The organism is Cloacibacillus porcorum, assembly GCF_001701045.1.
GTDB classification, from domain to species: domain Bacteria; phylum Synergistota; class Synergistia; order Synergistales; family Synergistaceae; genus Cloacibacillus; species Cloacibacillus porcorum.
The window spans coordinates 598,720-621,388 of the sequence record NZ_CP016757.1; the positions used below are offsets into that span (position 1 = coordinate 598,720).

At 56.3% G+C, this 22,669-nt stretch carries 23 protein-coding genes; 21 read left to right on the plus strand and 2 right to left on the minus strand.

From position 1 onward, the window contains the following. The 12 genes from rph to BED41_RS02750 all read left to right on the plus strand — a co-directional run bounded on the left by rph (nucleotide 1) and on the right by BED41_RS02750 (nucleotide 10,403). Complete coding sequence (gene rph / locus BED41_RS02695) at nucleotides 1-765, plus strand: ribonuclease PH (protein WP_066742796.1); 765 nt, start codon at nucleotides 1-3, stop codon at nucleotides 763-765. Then, nucleotides 756-1,361, plus strand: coding sequence for an RdgB/HAM1 family non-canonical purine NTP pyrophosphatase (gene rdgB / locus BED41_RS02700; RefSeq protein WP_066742798.1), 606 nt, complete (start codon nucleotides 756-758; stop codon nucleotides 1,359-1,361). The genes rph and rdgB overlap by 10 nt, the downstream gene beginning before the upstream one ends. Nucleotides 1,362-1,421: 60 nt before the next feature. Then, complete coding sequence (gene secG / locus BED41_RS02705; protein ID WP_066742800.1) at nucleotides 1,422-1,649, plus strand: preprotein translocase subunit SecG; 228 nt, start codon at nucleotides 1,422-1,424, stop codon at nucleotides 1,647-1,649. A 13-nt stretch (nucleotides 1,650-1,662) separates the two neighbouring features. Continuing rightward, a complete protein-coding gene (locus BED41_RS02710) occupies nucleotides 1,663-2,706 on the plus strand; it encodes a nicotinate phosphoribosyltransferase (RefSeq protein WP_066742802.1) in 1,044 nt (347 codons plus the stop codon). Between the two features lie 171 nt (nucleotides 2,707-2,877). Beyond that, nucleotides 2,878-3,312, plus strand: a complete 435-nt coding sequence (gene rplM, locus BED41_RS02715; protein ID WP_066742805.1) for a 50S ribosomal protein L13 — start codon at nucleotides 2,878-2,880, stop codon at nucleotides 3,310-3,312. Between the two features lie 18 nt (nucleotides 3,313-3,330). Beyond that, complete coding sequence (rpsI, locus tag BED41_RS02720) at nucleotides 3,331-3,726, plus strand: 30S ribosomal protein S9 (RefSeq protein WP_034441771.1); 396 nt, start codon at nucleotides 3,331-3,333, stop codon at nucleotides 3,724-3,726. Nucleotides 3,727-4,126: 400 nt separating this feature from the next. After that, nucleotides 4,127-4,783 (plus strand): TetR/AcrR family transcriptional regulator, encoded by a 657-nt coding sequence (locus BED41_RS02725; RefSeq protein WP_066742807.1) that lies wholly within the window; start codon nucleotides 4,127-4,129, stop codon nucleotides 4,781-4,783. Between the two features lie 88 nt (nucleotides 4,784-4,871). Continuing rightward, the gene (locus BED41_RS02730; protein WP_066742810.1) at nucleotides 4,872-5,507 is read left to right on the plus strand and encodes a GNAT family N-acetyltransferase; all 636 of its coding nucleotides are present in this window, start codon (nucleotides 4,872-4,874) and stop codon (nucleotides 5,505-5,507) included. A gap of 295 nt (nucleotides 5,508-5,802) precedes the next feature. Then, nucleotides 5,803-6,600, plus strand: a complete 798-nt coding sequence (locus BED41_RS02735; RefSeq protein WP_034441785.1) for an ABC transporter ATP-binding protein — start codon at nucleotides 5,803-5,805, stop codon at nucleotides 6,598-6,600. Then, nucleotides 6,600-7,775: a SufB/SufD family protein gene (locus BED41_RS02740; protein WP_066742812.1), complete on the plus strand. Its 1,176-nt coding sequence runs from the start codon at nucleotides 6,600-6,602 to the stop codon at nucleotides 7,773-7,775. Before BED41_RS02735 ends, BED41_RS02740 begins: the two co-directional genes overlap by 1 nt. 29 nt (nucleotides 7,776-7,804) lie before the next feature. Further along, on the plus strand, nucleotides 7,805-8,905 hold the full coding sequence (locus BED41_RS02745; RefSeq protein ID WP_066742815.1) for a linear amide C-N hydrolase: 1,101 nt from the start codon (nucleotides 7,805-7,807) through the stop codon (nucleotides 8,903-8,905). Between the two features lie 541 nt (nucleotides 8,906-9,446). Further along, nucleotides 9,447-10,403, plus strand: a complete 957-nt coding sequence (locus tag BED41_RS02750) for a magnesium transporter CorA family protein (RefSeq protein ID WP_034441789.1) — start codon at nucleotides 9,447-9,449, stop codon at nucleotides 10,401-10,403. 89 nt (nucleotides 10,404-10,492) lie between these two features. Here the strand turns inward: BED41_RS02750 and BED41_RS02755 are convergent, their stop codons facing one another. Beyond that, nucleotides 10,493-11,068, minus strand: coding sequence for a TetR/AcrR family transcriptional regulator (locus tag BED41_RS02755; RefSeq protein ID WP_066742819.1), 576 nt, complete (start codon nucleotides 11,066-11,068; stop codon nucleotides 10,493-10,495). A 278-nt stretch (nucleotides 11,069-11,346) separates the two neighbouring features. Here BED41_RS02755 and BED41_RS02760 point away from each other — a divergent pair, with 278 nt between their 5' ends. The 5 genes from BED41_RS02760 to BED41_RS02780 all read left to right on the plus strand — a co-directional run bounded on the left by BED41_RS02760 (nucleotide 11,347) and on the right by BED41_RS02780 (nucleotide 16,836). Beyond that, nucleotides 11,347-12,342, plus strand: a complete 996-nt coding sequence (locus BED41_RS02760; RefSeq protein WP_066742822.1) for an HlyD family secretion protein — start codon at nucleotides 11,347-11,349, stop codon at nucleotides 12,340-12,342. Beyond that, nucleotides 12,339-13,265, plus strand: coding sequence for an ABC transporter ATP-binding protein (locus BED41_RS02765; protein WP_066742825.1), 927 nt, complete (start codon nucleotides 12,339-12,341; stop codon nucleotides 13,263-13,265). The genes BED41_RS02760 and BED41_RS02765 overlap by 4 nt, the downstream gene beginning before the upstream one ends. A 1-nt stretch (nucleotide 13,266) precedes the next feature. Further along, complete coding sequence (locus tag BED41_RS02770) at nucleotides 13,267-14,265, plus strand: ABC transporter ATP-binding protein (protein WP_066742828.1); 999 nt, start codon at nucleotides 13,267-13,269, stop codon at nucleotides 14,263-14,265. After that, on the plus strand, nucleotides 14,262-15,395 hold the full coding sequence (locus BED41_RS02775) for an ABC transporter permease (RefSeq protein ID WP_066742830.1): 1,134 nt from the start codon (nucleotides 14,262-14,264) through the stop codon (nucleotides 15,393-15,395). Before BED41_RS02770 ends, BED41_RS02775 begins: the two co-directional genes overlap by 4 nt. A gap of 67 nt (nucleotides 15,396-15,462) precedes the next feature. Next, nucleotides 15,463-16,836 carry a TolC family protein gene (locus BED41_RS02780; RefSeq protein ID WP_066742833.1) on the plus strand — a complete coding sequence of 458 codons (1,374 nt, stop codon included), beginning with the start codon at nucleotides 15,463-15,465 and terminating at the stop codon, nucleotides 16,834-16,836. Between the two features lie 234 nt (nucleotides 16,837-17,070). On the opposite strand, the gene BED41_RS02785 is transcribed toward BED41_RS02780, so the two are convergent. Next, nucleotides 17,071-17,970, minus strand: a complete 900-nt coding sequence (locus tag BED41_RS02785) for a DMT family transporter (RefSeq protein ID WP_066742836.1) — start codon at nucleotides 17,968-17,970, stop codon at nucleotides 17,071-17,073. Nucleotides 17,971-18,236: 266 nt separating this feature from the next. Here BED41_RS02785 and BED41_RS02790 point away from each other — a divergent pair, with 266 nt between their 5' ends. The 4 genes from BED41_RS02790 to mnmA all read left to right on the plus strand — a co-directional run bounded on the left by BED41_RS02790 (nucleotide 18,237) and on the right by mnmA (nucleotide 22,641). Next, a complete protein-coding gene (locus BED41_RS02790; RefSeq protein ID WP_084002212.1) occupies nucleotides 18,237-18,560 on the plus strand; it encodes a GGDEF domain-containing protein in 324 nt (107 codons plus the stop codon). Nucleotides 18,561-18,998: 438 nt separating this feature from the next. After that, nucleotides 18,999-20,879 carry a sensor domain-containing diguanylate cyclase gene (locus tag BED41_RS02795; protein WP_066742842.1) on the plus strand — a complete coding sequence of 627 codons (1,881 nt, stop codon included), beginning with the start codon at nucleotides 18,999-19,001 and terminating at the stop codon, nucleotides 20,877-20,879. Between the two features lie 97 nt (nucleotides 20,880-20,976). Continuing rightward, on the plus strand, nucleotides 20,977-21,564 hold the full coding sequence (locus BED41_RS02800) for a hydrolase (RefSeq protein ID WP_066742845.1): 588 nt from the start codon (nucleotides 20,977-20,979) through the stop codon (nucleotides 21,562-21,564). Further along, entirely contained in the window at nucleotides 21,565-22,641 is a 1,077-nt protein-coding gene (gene mnmA / locus BED41_RS02805; RefSeq protein WP_066742848.1) for a tRNA 2-thiouridine(34) synthase MnmA, read from the plus strand. Nucleotides 22,642-22,669: the final 28 nt, after the last annotated feature.

Genomic DNA, 22,669 nt, shown 5'->3' on the forward strand with positions numbered 1-22,669 from the left:
ATGACAGAATTGATCCGCATAGACGGGCGCGGCGTGGAGACGCTGCGCCCGATAACCTTTGAGCGCGGCGTCAGCCGTTACGCCGAGGGGTCGGCGCTTGTAAGATGGGGCAACACCCATGTTCTCTGCACCGCCTCCGTCGATGAAAAGGTTCCCCCTTTCATGCGCGGCTCCGGCAGCGGCTGGATAACCGCGGAATACTCTATGCTCCCGCGTGCGACGCACCAGCGCAGCCCGCGCGACATCAGCAGGGGAAAACAGAACGCGCGCGGCAGCGAAATACAACGGCTCATCGGCCGCTCTCTGCGCGCGGCGGTGGATATGACGAAGCTTGGCGAGCGGACGGTCACCATTGACTGCGACGTGCTCCAGGCCGACGGCGGCACACGCACCGCCTCCATTACGGCGGGCTTCATCGCCCTATTTGACGCGCTGCGCTGGCTTCGCGCGAACGAGAGGATAGCCGCCATCCCGATGAAAAACCAGATTGCCGCCGTCAGCGTCGGAAAGGTCGCCGGAACGCCGATGCTCGATCTTTGCTACGAGGAGGACTCCACGGCGGAGGTCGACGCCAACCTCGTTATGACCGGCTCGGGAGACTTCATCGAGCTGCAGGGTACGGGAGAGGGCGGTACCTTTTCTTACTCGGAGCTTGCGCAGATAATCGACCTCGGCTGGAGCGGCATCTCGGAGATACACCAGAAACAGCGCGAAATACTCGCGCTCAGTGAAGAAGAGAGAGAGCTGTTTGAAAAATGCAGATGATCCTTGCTAGCACAAACAGGGGAAAATACCGCGAGATGAAGGCGCAGCTGGAACCGCTGAACATAGAGCTTCTCTTCGGCGGCGACTTTGAAAGGCCGCTTGAAGTTGACGAGACGGGAGAGAGCTACGCAGAAAACGCTCTGCTCAAAGCGCGGGCCTGGGCCGAGGCCATCGGCCTGCCGGCGCTTGCCGACGACAGCGGCCTGGAGGCGGAGGCCCTCGGAGGAATCCCCGGGATACATTCGGCGCGCATCATTGCGGGCAGCGACCGGGACCGGATGTACTGGCTGCTCGGAGAGATGAAAGATAAAGAGGACCGCCGCGGACGCTTTGCCTGCGCCATCGCGGTAGTTTTTCCGGATAAAAAAGAACCGCTTACGGTCACAAAATATTGTCCGGGGCATATAACGCGTGAACCGGCGGGCGAATCCGGCTTCGGCTACGACCCGATATTCGTCCCCGACGGCTTTGACAGGACCTTTGCCGAACTGGGCGACGAAATAAAAAATAAAATTTCCCACCGCGCAATGGCTGTAAAAGGTATAGCCGAAAAGCTCATACCTGTGGTACAATCATACGCTGTACGTGGTATGTAAAATACTCGGGCAAAGCTGTGGCTTTGTCTCTTTATCTAGAAAATTTTGGAGGTGTGGTTTGTGAAAATTCTTCTTGGAATAATTCACATCCTTGTTTGTCTGGCTCTCATCGCTGTCGTAATGATGCAGCACAGGAAATCCGGCGGCTTCACCGGCGCGTTCGGCGGCGGCGGAACGCAGGCAGATATGAGCGGCACCTGGCAGCGCATGTCCGGCCTCACGAAGGTCACCGCGGTGCTCATGGGGGCCTTCATGGTCATCTCAATACTTCAGGTTGTAATCAGGTAAGCAGGACGACGATATGACCGTAAAACCTCTGGACGGCCAGAAAGATATCGCCTCTTATGAACATGTCGGCGGACGGCTCTTTTCCGCGACACACGAGGAGATACTCACGGGTTGGACGACAGATATCTATTTTCTTAAAACACGCGACGTACTGAGATCGGCGGGACTTCTTGAGACCCCGGTGGTTGCCGAAGTGTTCACGCGCAAAAGGGGAACCTTCGCCGGCTCGGAAGAGGTCCTGAATCTCTTCCGCAAACTCCCGAACCCTCCCCAGGTGGAGGCGCTTGCCGAAGGCGAAAGCTTCGAGGCGAAAGAGGTGCTGATGCGTATCAGCGGCACCTATGAATCGTTCGGCCTCTATGAGACGGTGCTCCTCGGGATGCTCGCCTCATCGACCGGCTGGGCCACGGCTGCCAAAGAATGCGTTGAGGCGGCGGAGGGCAGAAGCGTCCTCTGTTTCGGCGCGCGTCACGTCCATCCGGCTATCGCGCCGGTGATGGAGCGCGCGGCGAAGATCGCCGGGTGCAGCGCAATGAGCTGTATCCTGGCCGCGAAGCTCTGCGGCGAGGAGCCGAAGGGTACGGTGCCTCACGCGGCGATACTGATGGTCGGCGACACTGTTAAATTGGCCAAGCTCTACGACGCGCAGGTCCCCGAAGAAGAGCCGCGCATCGTCCTCGTCGATACCTTCAAAGACGAGGCGGAAGAGACGATGCGGGTCGCCGAAGCTCTCGGCGATAAGCTCGCCGGCATACGGCTCGACACCCCCGGAGAGCGCGGCGGCGTCACCCCGGAGCTGGTGCGCGAGATTCGCTGGCGGCTTAATATGGCGGGCTTCGACAAAGTGCAGATAATCGCGACGGGCGGCTTGACCCCCGAACGCATAAAGGTCATGAACGAAGCGGGCGCGGACGTATACGGCGTAGGCAGCTACATCACGAGCGGCGCGCAGCGCGATATGACGATGGATATAAAAATGGTAAACGGCAAACCGGTCGCAAAGAGGGGCCGTCTGCCGGGAATAATACCGAACCCTAAGCTTAAACGCGTGCTCTAGTCCCGCTGCCCGGCTCTCCCCCACGACAGCCGGGAGTGTCTCCCATGCCGGCCTCCGAAGTTACGTAAGGAGGCGTATGCCACGGCAGAAGGGAGTCGGTAGAAAACGCTTTGAGACATAAAACGAAAAATAAAACAAAGAATTGACTCTCTTTCTTAAGGAGGAAGATCCATGATAGGCACACGTTCCTTCATGGCCAAAGGTGAAGAAGTAGAGCGCAAATGGTACATCATCGACGCTGAAAACAAGCCCCTTGGCCGTCTCGCAGTACAGGTAGCCCGCATACTCTCCGGCAAGCACAAACCCACCTACACCCCCCACGTGGACACAGGTGATTTTGTGGTCGTCATCAACGCCGAGAAAGTAGGCCTCACCGGCAATAAACTTACCCAGTCCACCATCTCAAAGCACTCCGGACACCCCGGCGGACTTAAAGTGCTCACATACAAACAGATTCTTGAGCGCCGCCCCGAACGCCTCGTAGAGCGCGTGGTATGGGGAATGCTCCCGAAGACGAAGCTTGGCCGCGACATGTACCGCAAACTTAAGGTATATGCCGGAGCGGCACATCCGCACGCGGCCCAGAAGCCCGAGCAGATAGACTAAGGATAGAGGTGGAATAAAATGGCAGACAAAAAATTCCTTTGGGGAACAGGCAGAAGAAAGAACGCTATCGCCCGTGTACGCATCTGCGAAGGCACCGGCCAGTTCCTCATCAACAACCGTGAAGTAAAAGACTACCTCCCCCGTTTCTACTGGGCCTCGCAGGCCGTTGAGCCCCTCGCGGCGGCAGGTGTCGAAGGTAAAATAGACGTCTTTGTGAACGCCCACGGCGGCGGCCTCACCGGACAGGCCGGAGCCATCCGCCTCGGCGTGGCGAGAGCGCTGCTCAAGATGTATCCCAATGTACGTCCCGTGCTTAAAAAGGCCGGACTCCTCACGCGCGACTCACGTATGGTCGAGCGCAAGAAGGTCGGACTCAAGGGCGCGCGCGCGAACAAGCAGTTCTCAAAGCGTTAATCGCGCGGGAGCCGCTTACTGTTCAAAAAGTAAAGGCCGTCCAATTTTGGCGGCGATTGTCAAACAAGATACGATCACTTTCAGAAAACGGCGCTGCTTCGGCAGCGCCGTTTTTTCGTCTTTCAATCCGTTTAACGAAGGACGCGGGCCATACCTCTACGGGAACATAAAAAATATCGATCCACAGCTGCCTCAGGGCGGAGCCGCAAATATACAAACAGAAACATTGAACGGCCGGGGCCGTGGGGCGGCGGGTGATCTATGCGCCACCCCGGAAGCCGACACAGTCCGTTTGGCCTGTCGAATGGCAGATTCATAAATTTTGCCGTCTTGACAGGTAAACGGGCGTTTACTATAATATCCAGTAAACGCTCGTTTACTTATGGGGAGGCGTAAGAAAATGGGGACAAAGGAAAAAATCCTCATAACAGCCCTTCGGCTGTTTGCGCAGGATGGATATGAGGCGGTCTCTGTGAGCCGGATCGCGGGAGAATTGGGCATGACGAAGGGCGCGCTCTATAAGCACTACAAAAATAAGCGCGACATCTATGACAGCATCGTGGCGCATATCTTTCAGCTGGATGCGGAACGGGCGAAAACATCAAAAGTTCCCGAGAAAACCTTTGATGAAACGCCCCTGCCCTTTCGTTATACCACCGTGGAGGGGCTAAAGACATTTATGGAGGCGCAGTTTCGTTATTGGTCGGAGGATGAGACCGCCTGTAATTTTCGCAGGATGCTGACGCTGGAACAATATCGAAATCCGGAATTGACGGAGCTGTATCACCGGGCCTTTACAAGCGGGCCGCTCGGTTATACGGAAGATTTATTCCGTGAGATGATGGGGCGGGGGCTTTGGCATAAGGGAAATCCCCGGCAAATGGCGGTGGAATTTTACGCGCCCTTTTACCTGCTGCTGAGTATCTCCGACGCCGCCTCAAGTGAGCCCGAAAAGAGAGCGACGGAGGAGCTTTTTACAGCGCATGTTGAAGGGTTCATAGAAAAATATGCCTCGGAGGGCGAAGAAGCGGCCAACGGCGGGGATCATAAAGGCTGAATGGCGCCGCGCCGGGCACGCGGAGATAAGGGATGCCCGCGTTCGTTAAAGGCAGTATTAATAAGATAAGAAATGAGGAGAATTAGCAGTGATAAAGATAAGAAACGAAAGAGAAACAGATTACAAAACAGTAGAGGATATCACCAGGAAAGCCTTTTATAACCTCTATGTTCCCGGGTGCGCGGAACATTATTTAGTTCATATCATGCGCGGGCATGAGGATTTTATCGCGGAGCTGGATTTTGTGATCGAACTTGACGGGCAGGTAATCGGAAATATCATGTACACGAAAGCGAAGCTGATCGACGAGGCGGGGACGAAAAAAGAGACACTCACCTTTGGCCCCGTCTGCATCGCCCCTGAACATCAGAGAAAGGGCTATGGAAAGATGCTCATGGAGCATTCATTTCAAGAGGCGCTGGCGCTCGGCTACGACGCCGTCGTTATATTCGGCAGTCCGGTAAACTATGTGAGCGGCGGTTTCAAGAGCTGCAAAAAATACAACGTCTGTCTGGAAAATAATAAATTCCCCGCGGCGATGATGGTAAAGGAACTCGCCCCCAATGTCTTTGACGGCAGAAAATGGACCTACTACGACAGCCCGGTGATGGCGATCTCAGAGCAGGCGGCCCGGGAGTATGACGATGCTCTGGAAAAAATGGAAAAGAGGTATCAGCCCAGCCAGGATGAATTTTATATTATGAGCCGTTCTTTCGTCGAATGAGGCGCACCTGCCGGATAAGGTTTTTGAATAAAAATCAGCCATAAGGTCACGTTGATAAAAGGGAATAATCGCCTCGGGCCGTGGGTCCGAGGCACATAAAATCCACGTCGTTCAGACGGCGGCCAAATTTTTATCCCCCTCCATAGACAGATACTTTATTGAAGAACACGCCGCGCCGGTATACGGCCCGCGCGCGCCGGAGCTTTAACAAATTTTAATTAAGATATATACTTCAAGAGATATGCAAGCGGAACGTTCCCGCTAAATTGGGTACGAAAGAAGATGAGTTGAGCCAATGACTGGTGATAAATTACTGGAAATAGAGGATCTGCATGTCTCCGTGGAGGGGCGCGCGGTCTTAAAGGGAGTCTCGCTTTCGGTCGGAGAGGGCGAGATACACGCGCTTTTCGGCCCCAACGGCTCTGGCAAGACGACGCTGCTCAATACCGTGATCGGCTTTTCACGCTATAAGATAACGCGCGGCGCGATATATTTTAAGGGACGGGATATCACCGGCGCGACAATCGACGAGCGCGCGCGGCTGGGGGTAGGCATCTCCTTCCAGCGGCCGCCGACGATAAAGGGAGTGACGCTGCGTTCGCTGATCTCCTTCGGCAGCCCTAACCTCTCGCGGGAGGAGATCGAGAAGACGGCGGCAAAGCTCGACGCCGAAGAATTCCTCGACCGCGAGATAAACGCCGGGCTCTCCGGCGGAGAGATGAAGCGCACGGAGATGCTTCAGATAATTCTCCAGTCGCCGGAGCTCGTCTGTCTCGACGAGCCGGAATCGGGCGTCGACCTGGAGAATATGGCACTGATCGGCAAGGCCGCGCGCATTGCCCTCGGGCGCGACAGTTTTGACGGCGCGGCCTGCCGCCGCTCGATCAAGAGCCGCCGCGCGGATTACAAATCCGGTCTCATCATCACGCATACGGGGCAGATAATGGATCATCTCTATGTCGATAAGGGACATGTGCTGATGAACGGCGAGATAGTCTGCTCGGGCAACGCCCTGGAACTGCTCGGTGAGATAAGGAGCCACGGCTATACCGAATGCTTCCGCTGCGCGGGCTGCGAAAGGAGTGAGGGCTGATGAAAGAAGAATTCCGTGTGGACGAACATCTGGACGATTTCAGAGCCGACGCTCCCGTCCATGACGAGATAAAAAATATCGCCGAACTTCCCGCCGGTGATCGTGAAAGGCTTCTGCGGGCCGGTATCGACGACGAGGAGAAGGCGGCGGGGACCTTTGTCCACGCCGACCATAACACCGTCTACTGCAACGCGAACCTCAAGGGCGTGGAGCTGATGCCCATCTCCTACGCGCTCTTTAAGTATGACGGGCTCAAAGACTACTGCTGGAAGATCATCGAGAAAGAAAAAGACCCCTTCACCGAATTGGCGGCGAAGCGTTCCGAGGGCGGATACTTCATCCGCACCGAAAAGGGCGCGAAGGTCGACTATCCCGTCCAGGCCTGCATGTACATTGAGACGGACGCGCTGGCGCAGGACGTGCACAATATCGTCATCGCGGAGGAGGGTTCGGAACTCAACATCATCTCCGGCTGCGCCTCGGGGCCCAACGTGCGCTCCGGCCTCCATGTCGGCGTCTCCGAGATGTATGTCAAGAAGGGGGCGACGCTCTCCTTCACGATGGTCCACGACTGGGCCGAGGAGATGTCGGTGCGCCCGCGTACCGTCGTCGTCGTCGAAGAGGGGGGCCGCTACATCTCCAACTACATTTGCCTCAAACCGGCAAAAGACCTGCAGATGTACCCGACTGTCTATCTCAACGGCGAGGACTCCGTCGCCACATTCAACACCGTGCTGATGGCGGGCCCCGGCTCAAAGATGGACACCGGCTCGCGCGTCTATCTGCGCGGGAGGGGGAGCCGCGCGGAGATCGTCTCACGCACCGTCTCCACCGGAGGGGACATCTACGCGCGCGGCCACCTTATCGGCGAAGAGGCGGGCGTCAAGGCGCACCTGGAATGCAACGGCCTGCTGCTCTCAAACCAGGGCAAGATCCACGCAATACCGGAGCTTGAGGCGCGCCATAAAGACCTAGAGATGTCGCACGAGGCGGCGGTCGGCAAGATAAACCAGGAGGAGACGGAATATCTCATGGCGCGCGGCCTCTCCGAGACCGAGGCGCAGTCGTTGATCATCAAAGGCTTCCTCTCGCTCGACATCCTCGGCCTGCCGGAGTCGCTGCGCAAAGACGTGGAGCGGACGATCGAGGAATCGACGGCCGCCGGGGCGATGTGACGGCCGAAATATAGATTGGAGGCAACATTGTGAAAAATAAAGTACTTACCGCGTTGCTCCTGCTGCTCTGCCTGCAGGCGCTGCCTTTCGCCGCCTTTGGCGGCGAAAAAGCCGTGAAACCGGGGAACCCCGCCGCCTATCTGACCACAAAGGCTCAGCGCCTGTCTCTTGCGACTCTGCATGACATAGACGACGGGAAACTCTACACGATTGATTACACCGCGGACTACAGGCTGGACAAAATGCTGAAGTCAAACGTTGACGGCGTGCGCTCCTGCATATCATTCGTTGAGAAACATCTGCTTAAAGAGGGTGCGAAGGCGGATATAAAGGCCGGCGGCGGGTGCAGCGCCTTCGCCGTCAGAGCCGGGGACGGCAAAGTCATATACGGACGTAATTTTGACTATAAAATGGATATGACGGCGGTCCTGATCCGCACGGCTCCCAAGGGCGGCTATGTCTCGATCGGCCTCGCCGACGCGGGCTGGGTCGGCTATGGAATCGGCAGCCTCGGCGACGGCGTCAGCGACATTTCAATGGCGGTAGGGCTGCCCTATCTGATAATGGACGGTATGAACGAAAAGGGGCTTGCCGTCAGCGTCTTCTACCTTGACGGAGAGCCGGCGCGGCAGAATACGGGGAAGCCGAAGATTATGACCACGGTAGCCATGCGGCTGATGCTGGACCGCGCCGCCAACGTTGACGAGGCTCTTGCGCTGGTGGGGCAATACGACATGCAATCTGCGATGCCGGACGCCAACTTTCACTTCCTTATCTCGGACGCCTCCGGACGCAGCGTTGTTCTGGAATACTGCGGTAATAAAATGTCCGTCCTCGACGAACACTATGTCACTAACTTCTACCTTGACCCCTCGATGGAGGGATTGGGGCACGGCAAAGACAGATATGAAATATTGAAGTCCGTGCTGGCCTTCAAAAAGGATGTCCTGAGCGAAAAAGAGGCGATGTCGCTGCTTGAAATGGTGAGCCAGCCGGAGACCGAGGCCTCGACGAGCATGACGCAGTGGTCGGTGGTCTATAACCTCACAGATTTGAACGCGACGGTTGCCATCCGCCGGGAATACGAAAAGCTCTTCCGCTTCTCGATTAGCGACATCAGCGGTAAATAGCGGGCGATGCGCCAGCCCTCCGGTCGGCGCGTATCGCTGTGTGGCCGCGCGGGGCATACGATATACCGTATCCTCCGCGTGGCCGCTGCTTACATAATGCGTAACGACATGGCTATATTGATGAAACAGGTGGAGATGCCGAAAAAAAGCGGCCCATAGTGATTCAAAGAAAAAAGCAGGTGTTGTGTCACCACACAAACCTGCTTCAGATCACCCCTGGCGGGGCAGATCTACAAATATGACTGCCAAGGATGATACCATAATTCAAAGGAATAGTGACATTTTCTTTGACCATTTGGGGAGACTTTTTCTCTGGCTATTGACACGCTGCTTAATTGTTACTTGACCTCAATCATCTGAAAGACTAAAATTTATTAGTTGACGCTATGGAAAATCGGGCACCATGCCTGAGAAGGGAGAACTCTTTTTTATGGACGCAAGCGGCCCCAGTCCTGAACCTGTGGGACAATCTCTTTTAATTTTCATCTAGCAGACCCCGGGCCGTTTCGTACCCGGGCGATGCGGGTACGGAGGGAATTTTATGTTAAAGATCACCAAGACCACCGAGTCGCAGCTCATCGAGCTGACGCCCGACCGGATAGAGGTCGGCGCGTGGATAAACCTTGTACGCCCGTCGGCGGACGAACTCAACGCGGTAGAGGCGATAACGGAGGCGCCGCAGGACTTCATCAGGTCCGCGCTTGACCCCGAGGAGTCGTCTCGTATTGAGATAGAGGATAACCATATCCTTGTCCTTATAAATGTTCCGATAAATCATGACTCGCATGTCTATGAATACGACACGATACCGCTCGGCATTATCATCACCCCTGATTACATCGTCACCATCTGCCAGGAATACAACGACGTCATCCAGAATTTTTCCGAGACGCGCTTCCGTTATTTCAGCACCTTCAAGCGTACGCGGCTTTTATTCCAGATACTGTACCGTTCGGCGATGCTCTTCCTGAAAGACCTGCGCCAGATGACGCGCCGTTCCGACCAGATAGAGCAGGATCTGCGCAAGTCGATGAAGAATGAGGAGCTCTTCCAGCTGCTCGACCTGCAAAAGGGGCTCACCTACTATTCGATGTCCCTGCGCTCCAACAAGGTCGTCGTGGAAAGGCTGCTGCGTCTCTGTTCCAACCCGCAGGTCAGCCACATCATCAAATTCCGCGAGGAGGACGAAGAGCTGCTCGACGACGTCCGTGTCGAATACGACCAGGCGATCGAGATGGCGCAGATACAGACCGACGTCCTCGCGGGGATGATGGACGCCTTCGCCTCCGTCATCTCCAACAACCTGAACATCGTGATGAAATTCCTCGCCTCGATAACCATCGTCATGGCTATCCCGACGATGGTGGCCAGCTTCTTCGGCATGAACGTCCCCGTCCCCTGGGAGGGCGATCCGATGGGATTCGTCATCGTCAGCATCGTCGCGCTGGGGCTGACGATCGTCTCTATCTGGGTGCTCTGGAAGAAGCGGCTCTTCTAAAAATCCGCGTGAAAAGTTATAGAAATTATAGAAAGGGAGGGCGCCCGCAGCACGGGGCCCTCCCTCTTTGTTGTTTCGTACGCCGGTATTTACTTCACTATGGCCCGCAGAATATCTATCGTCTCCAGAGCCCGCGCGTTTTTTCCCTCCGCGAGGTACTGCGTGGAAACTCCGAGGACGAAGGCGATGATGAAATTCGCGGTCTGTACGGGGGTGTGCGTCTTCATTATCTCAAGGTTCGAGGCATAGCGGGCGACATAGGAGGCGACGACCTCTGTTAGCTCTCCGACGAGCACGCTGAACTCCGCCCTGAAGGGCTCCGAGCTCATGGCCAGATTGGAAAACTCAAGCCGCAGGCGGTGGATGTCCGAATCCTTGACGATGCTCTCCTTTGAATATTCGCAGATAAAGTCGATAAAGCCGTCCGAGGAGGATATACCCTCCATCTTCTCCCTGATGTCGCCGACAAACGACTCCTTGAGCTGACGGATGAGGGCGATAAAGAGCCCCTCTTTATTTTTATAGTGATAGGATATCTGGCTGATGGCGACGCCAGCCTCCTGGGCGATATCGCGCATGGAAACCTGAGCGTAACCATTCTGTGAAATGAGGTTAAGCGCGGCCTCCAATATCCTTTTTGACGTATCCTTCTCTTCGGTATGCAAGGCGGCATATCCCTTCTCTCGCGGCGGTAAACATTTTCTTCAAGGATAAATATATCACATTTTTCACCCGCGGGGCCGCGGCGGGGCGGTTTCCATAATAATACTGAAAATACCGGATTTTGATTGACTTATCTATCGTGATTGTTATAATACGAACGTTCGTTCTAATACTGATATTAAAAAAGTTTTAGGCTACGTCGTTTGCGCTTTGACTTTTGCCGGTGTGGAACGGATAATAAAAAAGTTATTTGAAATGTATCTCGAAGGGAGCAGCATAGATGAAGGTTTCGGAGTTCTTTACCGGTAAGAGGATACTTCTGACGATTCTCGCAGTGTTGATAATCGGTTCTTCCATCGCCATCTATTTTAAGGAAAAGCCCAAAGAAAAGTATGTCAAGGCCTCGGGAACGGTCGAGGTGACGCAGGTGCAGCTCGCGCCGCTCGCTGGCGGCCGCATAGAGGAGCTCGCGATAGACGAATCGGACCATGTGAAAAAGGGGCAGTTCATCGCCCGTCTTTCGCTGGACGGCGCGGACGACGAGGTGAAGATGGCGGAGGCCGCGCTCGCCGCCGCGAAGGCGCAGCTTGAAGAGCTCAGAAACGGCTTCCGTAAGGAGGACGTCTCAAAGGCTAAGGCCGAACTCGCCGCGCGCAAAGTTCAGTATGAACAGGCCCTGCGGGATGAAAAGCGTTTCGCGGCGCTCGCGGCGGACGGAGTGGTGGCGGCGCGCGACGCGGAGCTCTACGCCGAAGCGTCAAAGGCCTCCTACAACGCGATGCTGGCGGCCTCCGACCAGGTGCGGCTGCTGGAAAACGGCATGCGTCCCGAGCAGATATCGGCGGCGGAGGCGAATGTCGCGCGCGCCGAATCGGCCTATCAGAGGGCCAAGACCCTTATCGGCTACAAAGAACTATACTCGCCCGCTGACGGCGTTGTTTTGACGAAAAATTACCAGGTAGGCGACGTTGTGAACGCGGGCGCCGCCATCGCCACCCTCGGCGATATGGACGACTGCTGGGTCAAGCTCTACATCCCTTCGACACAGCTGGGGCTCATCAAGCTCGGCGCGAAGTGCAGCGTCTATGTGGACCCCTTCCCCAAACGCGCCTTCGAGGCCACCGTCACCGAGGTCAACCAGCAGGCCGAGTATAACCCGCGCATGTCGCTGACGCAGAACGAACGCGCGAACATGGTCTTCTGGATAAAGATCTCCATCAAGGATACGGAGGGCGTCATCAAGCCCGGAATGCCGGCGGACGTCACGATACTATGATGGAGGCCGCGCCGGAGCGCATCCTCTCATACCGCAGCGTCACAAAAGATTTCGGCGCGCTGCGTGCCCTGGACGGCGTCGACCTGGAGATAAAGAGGGGAGAAATATTTGGCTTCATCGGCCCCGACGGGGCGGGGAAGACGACGATGATGCGCATCGCGATGGGTATCATCAACCCCGACGGCGGAGAATGTTCGCTGCTCGGCTCGACCGACAGGCGCAAAGCCCGCGTCATGGCGGGTTATGTGCCGCAGCTCTTCAGCCTCTACCTGAACATGAGCGTTATGGAGAACATCAGCCTCTTTGGCTCGCTCTACGGCAAACCGGCGGGCGAAGTCGAGCAGCGCGCGGAATACATACTTTCGCGCGTCGGCCTCTGGGGCTTCCGCGACCGTTTTGCGGGGAATCTTTCGGGAGGCATGAAGCAGAAGCTGGCCCTCGCGATCGGACTGCTCAACACGCCGGAGATACTGCTGCTCGACGAACCGACGACCGGCGTCGACCCGGTGGCGCGCCGCGAATTCTGGGCCCTTCTCTACCAGTTCAACCACGAGGGGCTCACGATCGTCGTCAGTACCCCATACATGGACGAGGCGGAGCTCTGCACGCGGAAATTGTTCCTCAACAACGGAAAGATACTCGACATCGGCACCACGGGCGAGCTGCTCTCGCGTTATCCGTACAAGCTGCTCAGCCTTGGCAGCGGCGGACGTGAGATCCGCGGCTGGCTTGAGGGCCGTCCGCACATTGTGGACGCCAATATGTTCGGCTCAAAATACCACATTGTGACGGACGACGCGGAGAGCGCGCGAAGCTGTATCGAGACGGTCTTTAAAGAACACGGCAGCCCGCTGCCGGAGATCCGCGGCATCGAACCGGGACTTGAAGACCTCTTCGTCGCCTTTGCGGGAAAGGAGAACTGACATGCCCCCCGTAGTGGTGCGCACTGAACACCTGACGAAAAAATTCGGCAGCTTCACCGCCGTCGACGACATAAATATGTCCATTGAGGAGGGGGAGGTCTACGGCTTCCTAGGTCCAAACGGCGCGGGGAAATCGACGACCATCCGCATGCTCTGTGGCCTGCTCGCGCCCACCTCGGGCAAGGGGCTCGTTCTTGGCCTCGACCTGGCCTCCAACGGACAGAAACTGAAAGAAAAAATCGGCTACATGTCGCAGAAATTCTCGCTCTACCCGGAGCTCTCCGTCCTGGAAAACCTCAACCTCTACTCTGGACTCTACGGGCTTAAGGGCGCGGAGAAAAAGAGGCGTATCGACGAAATGATCGAGCTCGCGGGACTTGTGGGGCGTGAGAACGAACCCACCTCGTCGCTCTCGGGCGGCTGGCGGCAGAGGCTCGCCCTCGGCTGCGCCATCCTCCACAAGCCGAAGATACTCTTTCTCGACGAGGCGACGAGCGGCGTCGACCCCAAGGCGCGCCTGCTCTTCTGGGACATCATCTACGACCTCGCCGCGGAGGGCACCACCGTTATGGTCACCACCCACTTCATGGACGAGGCGGAACACTGCAACAAGGTTGCCTTCATCTACTACGGGCGGCTGATTGCCGACGACTCACCGGACAACCTGAAGAAAAAGATCCCCGGCAAACTCTACGAGGTGACGGCGGCGGACCCGATGGCGCTGCTTGCCAAGGTGCAGGCCGGAGAGGGCGGCCCGATGATCGACTCCTACTTCTTCGGCGACAAGGTGCACCTGCTCGTCGCGCAGGACCGGGAGATAACGGCGGAGGGCATCTTCGCGGAGAGCAAAATCGAACGCATCGAACAATCGATGGAAGACGTCTTTGTCTATCTCGTCAAATCCCATGCGGGCGACGACCTGGGAGACGGACGAATATCGGGGATCGGCAATATCACTGCGAATCAGGCCCAAGAGGCGAAAAAAGAGGGGACAAAATGAACTGGGAACGGATGCACGCACTGATAGTAAAAGAATTCATACAGCTTATGCGCGACCGCATCACGCTGGCGATAGTCGTATTCATGCCGCTGGCGCAGCTGCTTATCTTCGGCTTTGCTATCAACACCGACATAAAACACCTGCGCACCGTGGTCTTTGACCAGTCGCGTACGCAGGAGAGCCGCGAAATGATAAACAGCCTCACCTCCAGCAACTACTTCGACGTCATAAAATACGCCGGAAGCGTCAAAGAGGTCGACCAGACGGTAGAATCGGGGCGCGCGAAGGTGGGCATCGTATTCCCGCCGGATTACGCGAGCCGGATAAAGGGCGGCCGTCAGACCTCCGTGCAGGTGATTATCGACGCGACGGACAACCTGAGCGCCTCCTCGGCGCTCGCCGCGGCGCAGACCATCGGCATGCTTAAATCACAGGAGATCCTTGCGGAAAAATTCTCGCGCCTCGGCATGAAGATACCGGGACAGGCGGTGGATATGAGGATACGGTTATGGTACAACCCCGACTTCATCACCTCGTGGTACATCGTGCCGGGCATCATGGGGCTGCTGCTGACGCTGACGCTCATCTCAATGATGTCGATGGCCATCGTCCGTGAGAGCGAGCAGGGGACGCTTGAGCAGCTGCTCGTCACGCCGATGAAGATATGGGAGCTGCTCTTCTCTAAGATAATCCCCTACATCGTCGTCGGCTACGTGCAGGTATTTATCTCCATCGTCGTCGGCATCTTCGTCTTCAATATGCCCTTCCTCGGGAGCCTCACCCTATTCTATTTCCTTACCTTCTTCTACGTGGTGGCGAGCCTCTCGCTGGGCATCATGATCTCCTGCTTCGCGCAGAACCAGACGCAGGCGCTCCAGATGTCTGTATTCATCATCCTGCCCAGCGTGCTCCTTTCGGGCTTCGTATTCCCGCTCGAATCGATGCCCGCGGGCTTCCGCTACCTTGGCGAGTGTTTCCCGATAACATATTACATCAGCCTCTCGCGCCAGATAATCCTCAAGGGCGGCGGCCTCGCCTACGTCTGGCAGGACACCCTCGCGCTCGTCGCCTACATCGCGGTGATGTTTACGGCGTCGATACTGATGTTCAAACGCCGCTTCGTTCCGTAAACGGCGGCGTTTCCTGATGATCTTTCAAATTCCTAGAGGCATAAACGTGGGAAAGGACAGATAAAAAATGTTCACGAAAAAAATTGTCATGGCATTTCTGATAATATCACTCACGGCGGGAGCGGCGGCCGCTTCGCAGAGACCGGCTGCGGAGGATGGCGCGCCGCAGACGCCGCCGGTAACGGTTCCCGCCGTAGACGACGCGCTGCTTGCGGCGCTGCTGACGACGGCCTACTCAAATAATCCGCAGATCGCGGCGGCGGCGCAGAAGAGGGCTGCCGCGGAGGCGCAGATCGCCCAGGCGCAGTCCAAAATGGGACCGCGGGCCTCGGCGGGCATGGCGGCTCTCTGGCAGCGCGACGGCATATCAACGAACGTCGATATCCTCGGGCGTTCGATGAATGTGCCGATCCTCGGATCGCACACCTACGCGGCGGCGGTCGGGCTCACACAGGTCATCTACGCCGGCGGCTCTCTGACGGCGAATAAACAGGCGGCGCAGCTTGCGCGCGATGCTGTTGAAGCGCAGGAGCGGCGCACGCGGCAGGGCGTGGAAAACGCCGTCTGCCGCGCCTACTACGCGCTGCGCTGCGCGCAGGCCAAAGAGCTGGTGGCCGCGGAGGCTGTAGAGCTCTCCAAGAGCCACATGGCGCAGGCGGAAAAACTCTTCAAAGCCGGAGTGGTGGCGAAAAACGACGTCCTGCGCAGCAAAGTGGCGGTAGCCTCGGCGGAGCTGGACCTCATCCGCGCGCAGAATGGCAGCGCCGTCGCGCTCACGGCCCTGCGCCGTGCCGTGGGGACCGACCTTCCCGACGGCCTCGCGGAGACGCGCCCGCTCGATAAAATATTTCCCACGGCGAAAGAGATGACACCGCTCGTCCTCTCCGGAGACGCCGTACAGACCGCCTTCGCGGAGCGCGAAGAGCTCAAAGTCTACGCGCTTCTCAGCGGACAGGCGGAAAAACTGGCGCGCGCCGCGCAGGGGCAGCTGCTGCCGCAGATACTCGGCGCGGTCGGCTACGTAGCGGCGGACGATAAATTTTTCCCCAGCGAACAGAGCGAACCGGTGGCGGCGGTCGGACTCTATTGGAATTTCTACGACAGCGGCGAGATGCACGCCAAGACGACGGAGGCCAAAGCTAAGGCCAAAGAACTGCTGTTCATGCTCGACGACATGAAAAATACCATCCGCATGGAGGTTACGCAGGCCGAACTCAACCTGAAATCGGCGGAGAGCCGCCTCGTTGTCGCCACCAGGCAGTCAAACGAGGCGCGCGAGGACTACCGGATCGCCACACGCCGCTACACCGAGAGCGTCGGCACCAACCTCGACACCCTCGACGCACGCCTCGCGCTGACAAACAGCCTCACGGAGCTGGCCACCGCGATGTACGACATCAAATCCGCCGAGGCCGACCTGCGCTACGCGATAGGCGAATAAAAAGAGACATACGGTAAAGGATCAATAAATCAACGCGCCCCCAATTCGCCACACCAGCCCTCGGGCAGGAGTGACGGATTGGGGGCGCGCTTTTTGTACGTTGAAATGATACCCATAGAGACTCCGTACTCCAAAGTGACGGCGGCTACTCTTGCTATCCGTCTGTGATTGATTTTGATGGTTTTGTTCTAAACGGCAGCTGTAAAAACCGATACAATGTACGGTTCAGATTTGTTACGGCTGCTGCCGTTTCTGTTGGTTTTGCTTTCTTACCGCCGGGATCACCTCTACGGAGAGGACTCCCGCGAGGATGAGCGCCGAGGCGATGAAGATGCGCCAGGTCATCGGTTCGCCGATAAAGATCACGCCGATGGCGCTGCCGAAGATGCCTGAGGTGGAGAGCAGGATCGCGACGTGCGTGGAGGTGGTGTATTTCTGCGCGGTGGTCTGGAGGACGAGGGTCAGCGCGAAGCCGATGGTGCCAGCGTAGACGATCGCCGCCCACGCCGCGCCGCTGAGATGCGCCGGTATCGGTTCAAAGGCGAGGGCCGCGGCCACGGCGAGGATCATGCCGCCGAAGGCCTGCCAGCAGGCGAGGCCGCAGGGATCGGCGCCGTCGACAAATTTCTGCACAAGCAGGATGTAGGCGGTGACGAAGAGCATCGCGCCCGCGGACAGCAGGTCGCCGATGTTTACCGAGAGGTTTCCGTCAAGGACGAGTCCCGCCATGCCCGCGGTGCAGAGGGCGACGGCGGTGACGACGTGCCAGCCGGGAAATTTTCTCGTGAAGAGCCATACGGAGAGCGGCACGAAGACGACGGACATGGAGATGATGAACGACTGGTTGCCGGCGGTGGTGTAGAGCAGGCCCACCGCCCCCGCGAGGTAGGCGCAGATAAAGACCATGCCGGTGAAGGTACCCGCGGCCTTCGCGCGGCGCTCCATCGCCATCGCCCTTTTGCCGAATATGAGCATGACGGCGCCCCAGGCGATGATGAAACGCAGCGCGCAGAACCAGAAGGGGGTTATCCCGTCCAGAGCGTCTCGGATGACGACGTTCGTCGCCCCCCATATCAGGGCTACGAGGAGGACGGCGAGGTCTCCGATTATCATTTGTCTGCGCTTCGCTTCCATGGCAATAAAACCTCTTTTTCCGCGGTATATTTTTTACGAACATCGTTATATTATATCATTTAGTAAAATAACGGTAAAAAGATAGAATAATTTTCTCTAGTGGTTTCTCTTCGCCTGCGTTCTTTACAGATTTATTTTTTGTCTCCGGCTTATAATCGAGACGCCCGGCTGACTGTTAGCGTTCCGCCCCTGCGGCTGTATTTCGTGGGAGAGATTTTTTTGTTTTTTGTTCAGCCGGCGTTTTGCAGCTTCACCGAAAGGGGCCGATGATGGAGAATACTGGAAATAACGCGAAGAGGTTATGGAAACGGATTTTGTGGGTACCGACCCTGATCACGTTCGCTGCCTGCGCCAGTATCGCGGCCTTCAGCGTAAGCACGGTGCGGGCGGCAGATTTCTGTGCTGCTTTTGAGCAGGGATGCCGCGCCTGCTCGCTCCGCGCACACGTCTCCGTCAGCGTAGGGATCGCCGTCACCGTCGGCTGGCAGAAGAGCTTTGACGAGCTGTACCGCGAGGCCGACGCCGCGCTTTACCGCGTTAAAGCGGAGGGAAAGAACGACTACCACATTTATAACGACGGTGTAGCGTAAGCCGGGCTGCAGCGCTGGTCACGCAGCCGGTGTTTTTGGAAACTTTTCACGTTATTTATTTTTAAGGATGGTTACTTCATGATAATTTTAAGAACTATGGTGATATAAAAATTAATATACCTTTTTTAATAATTGACCTTATCCCGTAGCTGCTCATATAGCTAACGCGCCGCCACTTTTGCTTCTCCATTTTTAACTGAGATATTTCGCAGTCAGCGCCGTCCGCCGGCAGTGGCATTTACGGCGGTATTTCATACGCCTGCCATGAGTGATTATTTGGATATTTACAATTTTGAATTGAAAAGAGTATAATTATAAAATATTCTGTAATAATTAATGAACTTTAATGGTCATAAATGTAAATTAAGGTTATAAAAACCTGATAAAGCCATACCCTCTGACATTATCCGGCCTGTCATCAATTGGAAGGAGATATTTATGGTAAATTTGAAAAAATACGCGGCAAGGGATATTTGCCGTATTATCGGCGTCCCCTCCGTCATTGCGCTGGCGGCCTTTGTCAGTATGCTTATATTCAGCGTCGAAGTTACGCACCAGACTGAGGAAAATACGTTTTCCATGCTGATGGATTCCGCGAAGCAGCAGGTCATGCTATTCGACGTGTCGATAGAGGGGCAGGTCAACATGCTTTCGACTCTTGCCGACAGTATCGCCAAGCCGGTGGGTGAGGGGCGTGATCTCAGGGAATTTATACCGCGGCTGGAGGTGATGAAATATTCCTCCAACTTTACAAATGTGGGGATCACGGGCAAGGACGGAGAGGGATATATCTCAAGCGGCCATCATATCGATATTGCGGACAGAGGTTATTTTCAGAAGAGTATGCTCTTTCAGACCGTCGTCGAGAAGGTAAAATTAGGCAAGGTCATTAAAACGCCAATTTTTATCATATCGGTGCCGATAGTAGATAATGACCGCGTGGTGGGTATTCTTTTCGGAAGCTATGATTTTTCCCAGTTCAAGTCGATTGCGAAGATAGATGCCTTTAAGGGCAGCAGCTATTGTTTTATCGTCGACAGCGACGGCGATATCGTGATCGGCACGGATAAGCGTCATTTCTTTACGGACGGCAAGTTAGCGGAGGAGTCGCTGTATAGCGTTAATTTTCTGGATGAACTGAAGAACGGCACTATCGACAGAAGAGATTCTTTTGATAAGTTCATGAATAATTTTAAATCTGAAAGAGGCGGGATGTTCGGTTACTCTTTCGGCGGGAGCAGACGTTATGCCGTTTATCAGCCGCTTGGTATCAACGGCTGGGTCCTGTTCAATATGATAGACGCCTCTTCGGTCGACGCGCGGAAGAATAAGATACTGTATTCCGCCTTCGTCGTCATCGGGATCGTCGCCCTCTGTTCGCTGTTTTTAGTCTTCTGTATATACAGACTGAACGCCGAGAAGAACAGAGAGCTTCGTGAGAGCGAGGAGCTCTATCGCGTCGTTGAAAATTTTACCAATATGGTGATTTTTGACATGAGTATAAAGAACGACACGATCAGATATAACGAAAATTTTGAGGAGATGTTCGGTTATAAGCCGAGGTTCTTTAAGTTCTCCGAACTTGTGGAAAATTATGCTGCTATAGTATACGAGGATGATCTGCCGATGATCGACAAGATGCTGAACGCCATCCCCGTCGCCGAGTGCGGCTCGGTGGAATTTCGCTGTATCTCTCCCTTCGGTTATTGTATTTGGATGAGGATCGAGTATAACAAGCTGCACGGCGAGGACGGACAGGTCCAGCGCATCGTCGGACGGCTGACGAATATCGACGACGAGAAGAAGAAGTTTCAGAGGCTGCGTTTGGCGGCGGAGCGCGATTCTCTTACGGGGCTGCTGAACCGCAAGACGGCGGAGGGACAGATAAGGGCCGCCCTTGCGGGAGGTGGCGGCGGGCTGCATGCCCTTTTCATCATCGATGTGGATGATTTCAAGTCGATCAACGACGGCTTTGGGCATATTGAGGGAGACCGGGTGCTCATGGTGATCGCGAAGGCGATGGAGGAATTTTTCCGCGGCTCCGATATTATCGGGAGGCTCGGCGGCGATGAATTTGTTGTGTTGTTGAAGGATATTCCCTCGATCGATGTCTTGAAGACGCGGGCCGCGGGCTTACGCGCCCTTTTTTCAAAGATAGGCGGCTCCTGTTCACTTCCTGGGCATATCTCCGCGAGCTTCGGCGTCTCAGTCGCCTCCGGCGGCCGGAAGAGTTTTGAGGAGCTTTATCGGGAGGCTGACGAGGCGCTGTACAGGGCCAAGGCCGAGGGGAAAAACGGTTATCATATTTACGGCGGTTAAAGCCCGGATGCCGGTTTGGTCATGTTTGCAGATAAGAGGAAGAGAACTTATAATTTAGCCCATGTATGAATCAGTGAAGTTTGACGGAGGGATTTTTATGGGCAATTGTATCACCAGAGAGGCGGCCCTTGAGCTGCTTAGAAAATATAACAAAGAGGAGTTCCATCTGCTTCATGCTCTGACGGTGGAGGGCGTGATGCGCTGGTACGCGAACGATCTCGGTTACGGTGATGAGGCCGATTACTGGGCGGCGATAGGGCTGCTTCACGATATAGACTTTGAGCTCTATCCCGATGAGCATTGTAAAAAGGCTCCCGAGCTGCTGGCGGAGGGCGGCGTGGACGAGGCGATGATACGCTCCGTATGCAGCCACGGCTACGGCCTCTGCTCGGACATCAAGCCGGAGCATCTGATGGAAAAGGTATTATTTGCTTCCGACGAACTGACCGGTCTTATCGGAGCGGCAGCACTGATGCGCCCTTCAAAGAGCGTGCAGGATATGGAGCTCAAGAGCCTTAAAAAGAAGTATAAGGACAAGAAGTTCGCCGCCGGCTGTTCTCGCGAGGTGATCGCGCAGGGTGCGGAGATTCTTGGATGGGAGCTGGACACGCTGCTTGAAAAGACGCTTGAGGCGATGCGCTCCTGCGAAGCGGGCGTCGCCGCCGAGCTGGAAAGTATAAAATAGTTGAACGGCAAAAGGGCGCTGATCGCGATGAGCGGCGGAGTTGACAGCTCCGTCGCCGCCTTTTTGACGAAGGAGGAGGGCTTCGACTGCGCCGGCGCGACGATGAAGCTCTTCTCGAACGAGGATATCGGCGTCGAGGGCGAGAGCCGCTGCTGCTCTCTTGACGATGTGGAGGATGCGCGCAGCGTCGCTAACCGGCTCGGTATCCCCTTCTTCGTCTTTAACTTTTCCGATAATTTCCGCCGCGAGGTGATAGAGCGCTTTATCGCCGCCTATAAGAGCGGCGCGACGCCCAATCCCTGCATCGACTGCAACCGTTTTCTGAAGTTTGACAAATTTTTCTCCCGCGCGAAGGAGCTTGATATCGGTCACATCGTGACCGGGCACTACGCCGCCGTCTATTATGACACGGCCTCGCGGCGCTGGGGGCTGAAAAAGGGGACGGACGAGAGCAAGGATCAGAGCTATGTCCTCTATTCGCTGACGCAGGAGCAGCTCGCGCACACGCTGCTGCCGCTCGGCGGCATGTCGAAGACCGAGGTGCGGGAGATCGCGCGGGATAACGGCTTTATCAACGCGAAGAAGCGGGAGAGCCAGGATATCTGCTTCGTCCCCGACGGCGATTACGCCGCCTTTATCGAACGCTATACGGGGGAGCCGAACCGCCCCGGCAATTTCGTCGACGGCGAGGGGCGGGTACTAGGCCGCCACCGCGGCTTTGTCCGCTATACGATCGGCCAGCGGCGCGGCCTTGGACTCTCGCTGCGCGAACCCCTCTATGTCTGCGCGAAACGCGCGGCGGACAACACGGTGATATTGGGCCGCGGCGAGGAGCTTTTCTCGAAGAGCCTCACCGCCTCGGGGATAAACCTCATCGCCTGTGAGAGGATATCGTCTCCGCTCCGTCTGCGGGCGAAGGTCCGCTATAAGCAGCGCGAGCAGTGGGCGACGGTGGAACAGACGGCGGAGGACCGTCTCCGCGTCGACTTCGACGAGCCGCAGCGCGCGGTGACCCCTGGGCAGGCGGTGGTGTTCTACGATGGCAGCTGCGTGGTCGGCGGCGGCACGATAGAGTAAATTTATGGACGCGGCTGGCGGCGGGTTA

Coding starts and splice junctions, on each gene's coding strand:
- BED41_RS02800 (WP_066742845.1), top strand. CDS start 20,977: ATGGGCAATTGTATCACCAGAGAGGCGGCCCTTGAGCTGCTTAGAAAA.
- BED41_RS02710 (WP_066742802.1), top strand. CDS start 1,663: ATGACCGTAAAACCTCTGGACGGCCAGAAAGATATCGCCTCTTATGAA.
- BED41_RS02790 (WP_084002212.1), top strand. CDS start 18,237: ATGATGGAGAATACTGGAAATAACGCGAAGAGGTTATGGAAACGGATT.
- BED41_RS02780 (WP_066742833.1), top strand. CDS start 15,463: ATGTTCACGAAAAAAATTGTCATGGCATTTCTGATAATATCACTCACG.
- BED41_RS02785 (WP_066742836.1), bottom strand. CDS start 17,970: ATGGAAGCGAAGCGCAGACAAATGATAATCGGAGACCTCGCCGTCCTC.
- BED41_RS02795 (WP_066742842.1), top strand. CDS start 18,999: ATGGTAAATTTGAAAAAATACGCGGCAAGGGATATTTGCCGTATTATC.
- rdgB (WP_066742798.1), top strand. CDS start 756: ATGCAGATGATCCTTGCTAGCACAAACAGGGGAAAATACCGCGAGATG.
- rph (WP_066742796.1), top strand. CDS start 1: ATGACAGAATTGATCCGCATAGACGGGCGCGGCGTGGAGACGCTGCGC.
- BED41_RS02765 (WP_066742825.1), top strand. CDS start 12,339: ATGATGGAGGCCGCGCCGGAGCGCATCCTCTCATACCGCAGCGTCACA.
- BED41_RS02725 (WP_066742807.1), top strand. CDS start 4,127: ATGGGGACAAAGGAAAAAATCCTCATAACAGCCCTTCGGCTGTTTGCG.
- BED41_RS02740 (WP_066742812.1), top strand. CDS start 6,600: ATGAAAGAAGAATTCCGTGTGGACGAACATCTGGACGATTTCAGAGCC.
- BED41_RS02770 (WP_066742828.1), top strand. CDS start 13,267: ATGCCCCCCGTAGTGGTGCGCACTGAACACCTGACGAAAAAATTCGGC.
- rplM (WP_066742805.1), top strand. CDS start 2,878: ATGATAGGCACACGTTCCTTCATGGCCAAAGGTGAAGAAGTAGAGCGC.
- BED41_RS02775 (WP_066742830.1), top strand. CDS start 14,262: ATGAACTGGGAACGGATGCACGCACTGATAGTAAAAGAATTCATACAG.
- BED41_RS02735 (WP_034441785.1), top strand. CDS start 5,803: ATGACTGGTGATAAATTACTGGAAATAGAGGATCTGCATGTCTCCGTG.
- BED41_RS02760 (WP_066742822.1), top strand. CDS start 11,347: ATGAAGGTTTCGGAGTTCTTTACCGGTAAGAGGATACTTCTGACGATT.
- rpsI (WP_034441771.1), top strand. CDS start 3,331: ATGGCAGACAAAAAATTCCTTTGGGGAACAGGCAGAAGAAAGAACGCT.
- BED41_RS02750 (WP_034441789.1), top strand. CDS start 9,447: ATGTTAAAGATCACCAAGACCACCGAGTCGCAGCTCATCGAGCTGACG.